Here is a 544-nt window from a genome sequence, read left to right on the forward strand (position 1 = left end):
GTATTAGGCCTGACACGTCAGGATATTATGTCTCAGGTGCGTGAAGCCTTTTATGGCTACGAGGTGCAAAGAATTCAGCGTGGTCGTGATGATATCAGGGTTGTGGTGCGTTATCCGAAGAGTGATCGGCAGTCTATTCGTTCACTGGAAGAATTCTTGATTCGTAATGCCCAGGGAAGTGCTGTGCCGCTCTCTCAAGTCGCGAGCTTACGAGCAGAGTCAACGCCGGCTGTTATTAGTCGTTTGAATCTGAAGCGTACTATTAGCGTTCGGGCTGATGTCGACAAACAAGCAACCAATATGTTGGTGTTGCAACAGGAGCTACGAGATTATATTGACCGGCAGCTTGGGCAGTTTCCGGGTGTGAGCTACAGTATGGAAGGTGAAGCGAAAGAGCAGCGCCAGTCTTTCGGGAGCTTGAAATGGGGCGTCTTATTTGTGCTGTTTATAATTTATAGCTTATTGGCGATCCCATTTAAGTCTTACTTGCAGCCGGTGGTCGTCATGGCGGTGATTCCTTTTGGCGCAATCGGAGCCATTGCCG

1 protein-coding gene is annotated in these 544 nt (G+C 49.1%); it reads left to right on the forward strand.

The annotated features are described in order from the left end of the window. Window positions 1–544 (forward strand): efflux RND transporter permease subunit (locus A3761_RS04820; protein ID WP_197472825.1); only part of this gene is annotated, 544 nt, incomplete at both ends.

This window comes from Oleiphilus sp. HI0123 (assembly GCF_001635315.1).